Origin of the sequence: uncultured Nostoc sp. (assembly GCF_964245575.1) — a bacterium.
Classification (GTDB): domain Bacteria; phylum Cyanobacteriota; class Cyanobacteriia; order Cyanobacteriales; family Nostocaceae; genus Nostoc.
In genome coordinates, this window is sequence record NZ_CAXTNP010000327.1 from 1 (window position 1) to 7487 (window position 7487).

At 40.1% G+C, this 7487-nt stretch carries 7 protein-coding genes; 4 read left to right on the plus strand and 3 right to left on the minus strand.

Translation table 11 applies throughout. The features are described 5' to 3' along the window. Window positions 1-209: 209 nt before the first annotated feature. Window positions 210-602, plus strand: coding sequence for a hypothetical protein (locus ACFFAP_RS33045; protein WP_375515177.1), 393 nt, complete (start codon window positions 210-212; stop codon window positions 600-602). Between the two features lie 81 nt (window positions 603-683). Here ACFFAP_RS33045 and ACFFAP_RS33050 read toward each other — a convergent pair whose 3' ends face one another. Then, on the minus strand, window positions 684-1271 hold the full coding sequence (locus ACFFAP_RS33050) for a Uma2 family endonuclease (protein ID WP_375515178.1): 588 nt from the start codon (window positions 1269-1271) through the stop codon (window positions 684-686). Between the two features lie 153 nt (window positions 1272-1424). On the opposite strand from ACFFAP_RS33050, the gene fni reads away from it, so the two are divergent. Together fni and sppA are read left to right on the plus strand one after the other, a co-directional pair. Then, window positions 1425-2474, plus strand: coding sequence for a type 2 isopentenyl-diphosphate Delta-isomerase (gene fni, locus ACFFAP_RS33055; protein WP_375515179.1), 1050 nt, complete (start codon window positions 1425-1427; stop codon window positions 2472-2474). An 89-nt stretch (window positions 2475-2563) separates the two neighbouring features. Further along, window positions 2564-4399 (plus strand): signal peptide peptidase SppA, encoded by a 1836-nt coding sequence (sppA, locus tag ACFFAP_RS33060; protein ID WP_375515180.1) that lies wholly within the window; start codon window positions 2564-2566, stop codon window positions 4397-4399. A 16-nt stretch (window positions 4400-4415) separates the two neighbouring features. Here the strand turns inward: sppA and ACFFAP_RS33065 are convergent, their stop codons facing one another. After that, window positions 4416-4631, minus strand: coding sequence for a hypothetical protein (locus ACFFAP_RS33065; protein WP_375515181.1), 216 nt, complete (start codon window positions 4629-4631; stop codon window positions 4416-4418). 105 nt (window positions 4632-4736) lie between these two features. After that, window positions 4737-4865, minus strand: a complete 129-nt coding sequence (locus tag ACFFAP_RS33070; RefSeq protein WP_375515182.1) for a PCC domain-containing protein — start codon at window positions 4863-4865, stop codon at window positions 4737-4739. Between the two features lie 135 nt (window positions 4866-5000). Here ACFFAP_RS33070 and ACFFAP_RS33075 point away from each other — a divergent pair, with 135 nt between their 5' ends. Beyond that, complete coding sequence (locus ACFFAP_RS33075) at window positions 5001-7388, plus strand: dynamin family protein (RefSeq protein WP_375515183.1); 2388 nt, start codon at window positions 5001-5003, stop codon at window positions 7386-7388. The last annotated feature ends 99 nt before the right edge of the window (window positions 7389-7487 follow it).

Consider the following 7487-nt stretch of genomic DNA (forward strand, 5'->3'; position numbering starts at 1 on the left):
ACAAGACAAGGCTGTTGGTTAACAAGACAAGGCTGTTGGTTAACAAGACAAGCCCGTTTTCAACTATTTATTCTCTATTTCAGTGTAATTCCTGAACTAGCAATCAAAGATAGTTTAAAAAAATACTTTTTTTCGTAAGCTTTACTGAACCGCTACATTGTCCCATTGAGGCACTCTAGAAAGATAAGTTTAGTAAAAAGTATCCATTGATGCCACGCCAAAAAAAAAGCTCTACCGTGCTAGAAAAAATTGAACAGAGAGTAATCGGATTTAAATCGATTAATTCCAACCTCGATTTTGGTGATTCGATCAGTTTAAACCATTTAACCGAGTTAACCGAGCAACTCCGCAACCAGATTGACGAGTATAATATGATGCTAACTGCCATTGACTCAGCAAAGGTAAAAATAGAAACCCTTGAAAAGACCATTCGGGAAACTTCAGAGCGCTTAGTCAGTGGTGTAGCGTTGAAGTATGGCAAAGACAGCCGGGAATACGAGATGACAGGTGGAGTACGCAAAAGCGATCGCATTCGTAAAGCCACCATCACCCGGTTAAAATCCACCGCAGACTCAAAAGCGGCTTTTACACAGACGGCGTAACAAGCAACAAGTAGGCATTATTCACGGTGAATGATGCCTCCCCAGCAAACAGAATGCGTAGGAATAGCCCTGTATTGGGTTTTATTCCTCAATCAACTCAAAATTCACCCGTTCGTAAATATCACGCAAGGCAATTTTAAAATCGATAGAATCTAAGACTAAAACTGCATCTTCACTTTCATATTCCTTAAAAATCCATTGACCTTCTGCTTGCTTGGCAAATTGTTCCACAGCAAAACTATACTGGTCAATCATAATATATTCTTGAAAACCAGGAATTGAACGATAGTATTTAAACTTATCTGTTCTGTTATAATTTTTAGTTGAATTTGATAATACTTCAACAATTAACAAGGGATTAGTAATAATTGTTGTACCTGTTCCCTCATAGATAGGCTTACCTTTGATGACTATAACATCAGGATAAGTATAAATGTGATAACGAGGTATTGATAATTTAACATCCCCTATGTAAATCTCATAATCTTGTCCTTGCACTGTCAGGGGAAACTTGCGACAAAAATTAAGTGCAATTTTGTTATGGTTAGTTGTTCCCCCTGTCATAGGTATAATTTCTCCGTCTCTGTATTCATTTTTATATTCAGCTTTCTCTTCTAATTCCAAATATTCTTCTGGGGTGTAGTAGCGCTTTTCTGTTTGTAAAACCATATTAATTAACTCATAAAATGAGAGAATGGGTATGTTATCAATAGCGTAACGTACCCTAAAGATAGGGAAAATAAATATTTTTGTTGTAAAAATCTGATTGCAGACAATGTAACAATAGCGATCGCAAGCCAATACTTTTAGCCATACCCACCAGTGAACGCCCCTACCAACATCTCTGCACACACTCAGAATCGCAAAGCCGATCACATTCGGATCTGTTTAGAGGAAGATGTTCAGTCTCACCAAATCACCAATGGACTGGAACATTATCGCTTCACCCATTCTTGCTTACCCGAACTCAACCACAACGATATTGATATCAGTACAACTTTCCTGGGGAAACACCTTGGCGCACCCTTGTTAATTTCTTCCATGACTGGCGGAACAGAACAAGCCGCAATCATTAACCAACGTTTGGCCCAAGTCGCGCAACACTACAAAATTGCAATGGGTGTCGGTTCCCAGCGAGTTGCGGTAGAAAAACCCCAAGTGGCTGATACTTTTGCTGTCCGCAAGTATGCCCCCGATGTTCTGCTATTTGCGAACTTGGGGGCTGTGCAACTTAACTATAAGTACGGCTTAGATGAATGTTTGCGGGTAGTTGATATCCTAGAAGCTGATGCCCTAATTTTACACATTAACCCTCTACAAGAGTGCATTCAACCCAAAGGGGATACTAATTTTCGAGGTTTAATTGACAAAATATCTAAATTATGCGATAAACTGCCAGTGCCAGTAATTGCGAAGGAAGTTGGTAACGGCATTTCAGCAGCGATCGCACAAAAACTTCTCGCCTCTGGAGTAGCAGCAATTGATGTAGCTGGTGCGGGAGGTACTTCTTGGGCAAAAGTAGAAAGTGAACGGGCAGAAAATCCTTTACAACGTCGCTTAGGGAGGACGTTTGCCGATTGGGGTTTACCCACAGCAGAGTGTATTACAACTATTAGAGCGATCGCTCCAAATGTGCCCTTAATTGCTTCGGGAGGTTTGCGTCATGGATTGGATATTGCAGCTGCGATCGCCTTGGGAGCAGATATAGCTGGTTTAGCAATGCCTTTTTTGCAAGCAGCAGCAACATCAGAGACAGCAGTTGCAGAACTAGCTGAAGTATTAATTGCCGAAATCACCACGGTATTATTCTGCACTGGCAACGCCACCTTGTATCAGTTAAAACACTCTGAGAGTTTACAGCGCATAGAATAAGTAAATAGGTCATTAGTCATTAGCCCTTTGGTTATAACCAATGCCCCATGCCCCATGCCCAATGCCCAATAACTAATAACTAATAACTAATGCGTAATTTTATCAAACAAACTTTTGCTAGTTTAATTGGCACCTTACTAGGACTAATTATTTTCGGTGGTCTGGGAACCACTGGATTGTTCTTACTAATATTGGCTGCTAGCTCCTCTAAAGATACTGGCCCAAATGTGAAAAATAAGTCAATGCTGGTTTTTGACTTGTCAATGAAAATTACTGATAGCGAACCTAGTTCAGGCGAACTGTTTCAAAACACATTATCAGGTGTGGATGACGATAGGATGGCACTTCGCAAAGTTGTGCAAACTTTGGAAAAGGCGCGGCGCGATCCGCGAATTGTCGGGATCTATTTAGATGCAACAAGCACAAGCCAAGTTAGTAACGTCGGCTATGCCTCCCTGAAAGAAATTCGGAAAGCGTTGGAGGAGTTTCGCGCTGCGGGGAAAAAGATTGTCGCTTATGGCAGTGATTGGAGTAAAAAGGAATATTACCTTAGTTCAGTGGCAGATTCCATTGTACTTAATCCTCTGGGAATGATGGAAATCAACGGCTTGAGTTCACAACCGATGTTCTTTGCGGGTGCATTGCAGAAATATGGCATTGGTGTTCAAGTCGTGCGGGTGGGGAAATTTAAGGGGGCTGTAGAACCGTTTATCCTCACAAAATTGAGTCCAGAAAACCGCGAACAAACTCAGAAATTGTTGGATGATGTTTGGGGAGAGTGGCGCACTACTGTGGGCGCAAGTCGGAAAATTGAACCTAACCAGTTGCAAGCGATCGCAGATAGTCAGGCGCTACTAGAAGCCACAGAAGCTAAGACTAGCGGTTTAGTTGATCAAATACAATATCCCGATGAAGTAGTAACTGACCTCAAAAAGTTGACAGATAGCGATAAAGACGACAAAACATTCCGACAAATTAGCCTGAATAGCTATGCAGAAGTTTCTGGCAAATCTTTTGGTGTAGAACGTAGTTCAAAAAATGAAATTGCCGTTGTTTATGCTGAGGGCGAGATTGTCGATGGTAAAGGAGAAGATGGGCAAGTAGGAGGCGATCGCTTTGCCAAAATCTTCAAGAAAATCCGACAAGATAAGGATGTAAAAGCTGTTGTATTACGAATTAATAGTCCTGGTGGTAGCGCTACCGCAGCCGAAGTCATGCAGCGAGAGGTGAAATTAACTCGTCAAGTGAAACCGGTTGTAGTGTCAATGGGTGATGTAGCCGCCTCTGGTGGTTATTGGATTGCTAGCGACTCTAACCGCATTTTTGCCGAACCGAATACCATTACAGGTTCAATAGGTGTATTTGGGCTGCTGTTCAATGGTGCAAAGCTAGCGAGTGATAACGGCATCACCTGGGATTCGGTAAAAACTGCAACTTATGCTGATAGTCAAACAGTTTCGCGTCCGAAATCGCCTCAAGAGTTGGCACTTTATCAACGTAGTGTGAACCGAATTTATGATATGTTTCTGAATAAAGTTTCTCAAGGTCGGAAACTCCCAGAACAAAAAGTAGCAGAAATTGCTCAAGGACGGGTTTGGTCTGGTGTGGCGGCCAAAGAAATTGGTTTGGTGGATGAAATTGGTGGTTTGAATAGTGCGATCGCGTATGCTGTCAAGCAGGCGAAACTAGAAGAAGACTGGGAAGTGCAAGAATATCCTCGCACTAACAGTTTTGGAGAACGGTTTTTTGGACGTGCAACTGAAGAGGTGCGGACTGCTTTAGGAATTGAGGGGACGCAACTCAAACAATCCAATCCCCTCACCAATGAATTCCAAAAGTTGCAACAGGAAATCGGAATTATACAAAAGATGAACGATCCACAAGGGGTTTACGCCCGTTTGCCTTTCAACTTAAAAATTGAGTAGATGCTTTTTCTAAGTATTAGTGAGCAACAACCCAATACTGCGTAGGTTTTGCCCAAAAAAGCACTCCGGGGTAGATTGGGGAGCCACTGCGTTGGACGGGAACACCTGCTTGTTCGCTCTTAGCGTTCCCGACAGGAGAAGCAAGTGGCGTTTGAGGAACGTAGACCCGAAGGGGCTTCCCGCAGGGTAACCCAACATTTTCTTTATCTTTGTTGGGTTTGGTTCCGTTCAATCCAACCTACAAATCTTCAAAACCTACGCAGTATAGACAACTCACCAACTACGGCGAGGCGCATGAATTACTTTCACCAACGTCGTAATCAGACTTATCTTTGCGTCAGCCTAAACAATGGCTATTAATGGCACTTAATATAAACCCTGCTTTGATATCTTCCTGTTTGACAAAATCCTTTAAGCTTTGTCTTAAATCGTCATGGGGTTTTAATCTGATAGCAAAAATTTTCATTAGTCAATAGTCATTAATTAGTCGTTTATCTAATATTCAGCAGCTAAACAACATTAACTTTATCAGTAATTTTTCTGAGCCATCACTACAATCAATATTAATAAAATATACATAAATGTTATCAGGATGCTGAATATGTCAGATTTACCGCTTCAGTGCAAAAATTTGAAAGAGCAGGTTGAGTCTATATTACAACTTTTACAGCAAGAACCAACGCTACGTTGCCAAGATATTACACCTGTACAAACTTCCCTAAGTAAGGCGATTTCTCCCAAGTTTGAGATTGTGTTTGCGGGTGCGTTTAGTGCCGGTAAATCAATGCTTATCAATGCACTATTAGAAAGGGAGTTACTCTACAGCGCAGAGGGACACGCTACAGGTACAGAATGCAAAATCGAGTATGCAGAAGTAGATAAAGAACGTGTTGTTTTGACGTTTTTAAGTGAAGTAGAGATTCGGGAACAAGCAGTTTCTTTGTGTCAGCAACTAGGATTTAAGACAGTACCTAATTTCAATCAAGCTGAGGTAATTAACTTGCTAAGTCAATATTCTGAAGCAATTATTCAGCAGGAGGGTGGTGAAAATAAATCAGAACGTGCAAAACAGGCGAAAGCGTTAATGTTGTTGGGAGAGGGATATATAGCAAACCGCGATCGCATCAACACGGTTAATAATGCTACATATTCAATGGAGCAATTTAACTTTTATAATCTCAAGCAAGCTGCTGGATATGCCCGTCGTGGTAGTAATAGTGCAGTATTGAAGCGAATAGAATATTACTGTAATCATCCTCTACTACAAGATGGCAATGTAATTATTGACACACCAGGTATCGATGCGCCAGTAGAGAAAGATGCACAACTAACTTATGCCAAAATTCAAGATCCTGATACTTCGGCGGTGGTGTGTGTGCTAAAAACTGCTGCGGCGGGTGAGATGACAAAAGAAGAGACAGAACTTTTAGAATTAATGCGGGAGAATGGGGGAGTACGCGATCGCGTTTTCTATGTCTTCAACCGCATCGATGAAACTTGGTTTAATACTCAGCTACGGCAACGATTAGACGATTTAATTAGTGGGCAATTTCACAATACAACCAAGGTTTATAAAACAAGTGGATTATTAGGATTTTATGGCAGTCAGGTTAAACAGAGAAGCCAACAAGATAGATTTGGTTTAGATTCTGTTTTTGCAGAAAGTATTAAAGGTTTTGATGGGAAAGAAGAAACACCACAATTTGTCTATGCGTTTAACAACTACTGTGGAAATTCAGGAAAGCTGTCTTCCACTAAATTCCGTGTCTCTGTTAATGGCTATGAAACCCCAAATCAAAATTATGTGCGGATTCTAGGAGATTGGGGAAATGAAATTATAGAACAGCTAATTAAAGATAGTGGGACTGAGGAATTTCGCACAGCAATTACTCGCTATCTTACAGAAGAAAAGCGTCCACAATTATTTAAAAATCTTGCTGATGACTTGGAAGATGTTTGTATTAACCTGAAAAAACATTATCAGAGTGTCCAACGCAATTTAGATAGTCAGCCCCAAGAAATTGAAACGATGAAGGCGCAAGAGTTGCAACGCCTAAATCAGCAACTCCAGAAAATTGGTAGAGACTTTAGTGAGCATATTACAGAAGAAGTTAACCAAATAATTACTAATTCCTGTGATGCTTTTGAAGCAGATTTTAAGCAATTGCAATCACGAATGATTCGTCGTCTAGATGAATTGCTAGATACTTTTTCTGTAGCTTCTGCTTATCAACGTGCAACCATCAGCCATCCTCGCAACGCTACCGCACCTTTAATTGCTATTTTAGTAGAGGCATTTTATTACTTAGCAAATCAATTAGAAGATATTTTAGTTGAATCTTCTCAACAAGTAGTGGCGAATTATTTCCAGCGATTGATTGAAAAGATTCGCAAGTCAGAATATTATCGCCAGTTGTATCGTTTATTAGATAATGATGGTGGTATTGAACAAGAGATCAGAATTTTAGAAAAAGGAGTTGCTCAAGCATTATTTAATGCAGCTAGTGTAGAGTGCGATCGCTTTGTGCGAGAAAGTCCGAGATTTTACGATGAAGGCACTTTTTCTATATATCAATTTCGCCAGACTTTATCACAAACTTCTCAAGGTTACGACGCTGAAAGTATTGTAGAAGCAGAACCAGCAATTAGGCAATTATTGAAGTTAGATTTTGATCCAAAAGTTTCTCAAACTATTCGCAAATCTTTCCGTCAAACCATTAATCAAACTCTCAAAACTCAATTGATACCAATGGCAGATCAGCAAGCAGATGAAATTTTGCAGCAATATCCACAGGCGCGTGCTTATTTAGAAAAAACATTAGAACAAGAAGCTGAAGAAAAAATTGCGAATAATCGCCGATTATTGGGTGTTGTTGAAGAAAATATTGCAGCATATAATTCAGCAGCTTCTAGTATTAATACTTGTTTACAGGCGATGCAATTATCTGACCATTTTTTGCCTGTAATTGATAATGCAGATTTTATATAGGAATTAAGTTTAATTTTTTAAAACCATTACGAAAAAATACGTAGGGGTAAATATGTCTAACAATTTAAATGTATTTTTGCAGCCCCTACTTTATCTTTA

What these genes read in the sequence shown, in the direction of transcription:
- ACFFAP_RS33075 (WP_375515183.1), top strand. Translation starts at nt 5,001, where the DNA reads ATGTCAGATTTACCGCTTCAGTGCAAAAATTTGAAAGAGCAGGTTGAG.
- sppA (WP_375515180.1), top strand. Translation starts at nt 2,564, where the DNA reads ATGCGTAATTTTATCAAACAAACTTTTGCTAGTTTAATTGGCACCTTA.
- ACFFAP_RS33070 (WP_375515182.1), bottom strand. Translation starts at nt 4,865, where the DNA reads ATGAAAATTTTTGCTATCAGATTAAAACCCCATGACGATTTAAGACAA.
- ACFFAP_RS33045 (WP_375515177.1), top strand. Translation starts at nt 210, where the DNA reads ATGCCACGCCAAAAAAAAAGCTCTACCGTGCTAGAAAAAATTGAACAG.
- ACFFAP_RS33050 (WP_375515178.1), bottom strand. Translation starts at nt 1,271, where the DNA reads ATGGTTTTACAAACAGAAAAGCGCTACTACACCCCAGAAGAATATTTG.